The 1,568-nt window shown below is 71.5% G+C and carries 2 protein-coding genes; one reads left to right on the top strand and one right to left on the bottom strand.

All coding sequences use genetic code 11. From position 1 onward, the window contains the following. Nucleotides 1-128: 128 nt before the first annotated feature. Nucleotides 129-641 (top strand): hypothetical protein, encoded by a 513-nt coding sequence (locus tag U9980_RS09655; protein WP_322767616.1) that lies wholly within the window; start codon nucleotides 129-131, stop codon nucleotides 639-641. On the opposite strand, the gene U9980_RS09650 is transcribed toward U9980_RS09655, so the two are convergent. Further along, on the bottom strand, nucleotides 638-1,568 hold a 931-nt coding region (locus U9980_RS09650), incomplete at its 5' end, for an N-acetylmuramoyl-L-alanine amidase (protein WP_322767615.1). The genes U9980_RS09655 and U9980_RS09650 overlap by 4 nt on opposite strands.

The raw sequence follows: 1,568 nt of genomic DNA, 5'->3' as shown, positions 1-1,568 counted from the left end.
ATGGCAAACGTGGGTGAGCCGGTGCGCATCGTGGAGGACGAACCGATCAGCTGGCCGGACGAAGAACCGCTCGCGGTTCCCGTGCCGGCCGGACCCGAAGCCGAGCCCGAACCTGTACCGGCAGGCACATGAGCGTCATCGGGTGGCGCCAGTGGGCGGTGGACGCCCACGGCCAGCTCCGGCCGGCTTGGACGCCATGGTCGCCGTTCCCGCCCGACCTGCTGCTGTGGCGCCCTGACGGCGTCACCAGGGCACTGTGCCTGCGGGCACAGCGTGACGACCTCAGCAGCCGGATGTTGCGGGTCCCCATGGCGCCGCACCCGAGGATGCCCAGCGAGGACTGTGTCTGCGGGCTGTACGCGTGGCTCTGCGCGCGGGCGCTGGCCGACGCAGCCGCCCCGACCTGGACATCACGGCCCATTGTCGTGGGCGCGGCCCGGCTCGGTGGGCGGCTCGTCGTCACCGAACGCGGGTACCGCGCACAGTTGGGATACCCGGTGGCCGTGCTCGACCCCCGGGGCGTCGTGTCGCCGGCCTATGCGGTGGCGCGGTACCTCAGCTGGGACGCGCTCGTCGCCGAATGGGATCAGCACGACGACGGCGATCAGGATCGAGACCGGTATCCACCGGACCCGCTCTAACCGGTGAAGCTGGCGCCCCGTGCGGCGACGAACGCCCTGTCGGTCACCGGGCCCCACACGCCGTCGACACCGACGCCGAGAGCTGCCTGGATCGCCCGCACCGTCGCGATGTACGCAGCCTGCGAGCGCGGGCCCCAGATGCCGTCCACGGTCGTGCCCACCGCAGCCTGCTCCGCGCGGGTGTGGTGGTTCGCCCGGACAGCCTGGATGGCGGCGTCGGTCACCTGCCCCCAGATGCCGTCCACGGCCACATGCACGGCCCGCTGCAGGGCCTGCACCCGTGCCCGCGATCGTCCGCTCGCGTCCGCACCGGTACCCCCGCCCCCACCACCGGTGCTGACGACCGGGACGATGGCGGCGACGGGTTGCGGCCCTCGCACGATCTCCGTCGCCCTGGCGATGATCCGTTCCGCGGCCGCCGCGCGCAGCGCGCCCGGGCAGCCGAAATGACCACCCCAGGCGGCGCCCCCGTCCGAATGCAGGATCAGCCCCGAGCTGCCCGGGGTGTGGGTGACGGTCAGCGCCCAGCCGAAGGTCTGCGCACCATCGGCGTATGCCTGCGCGACGGTCTCGAGCTGCGAGTCGGTCAGCGGCTCGGTGTCGAAACCTTCGGTCTCGATCGAGTCGTAGTTGGCATTGCCGGCTACCTGCGCCCACGCCCGGACATCCGAGGGGACGTACTGCTCGCGCTGCCCCGCCTTGCCGGCCCACAGCGTGGACGACACCTGGGAGGCGGGGTTGTCGAACCAGCCGAACAGGCCTCCGTTGCCCTGCTGGACGTGCAGAACAAGTCCGATCGGACGGATCGCGTCGCCGTCGGTGTTACGAACTGGCCGGAAGGTGAAGCCCGGAACGATGTGCGCCACCCGGGTATCTTCCATGTTCCGCCCGGCACGTTGCCAGGTGGATACCGACCACCGGTTCCGC

Source organism: Protofrankia sp. Cr1 (genome assembly GCF_963555865.1).
Taxonomy (GTDB): Bacteria; Actinomycetota; Actinomycetes; order Frankiales; family Frankiaceae; genus Protofrankia.
Note: the sequence above shows the minus strand (reverse complement) of the source record. Positions and strands in the feature narration are given on the sequence as shown.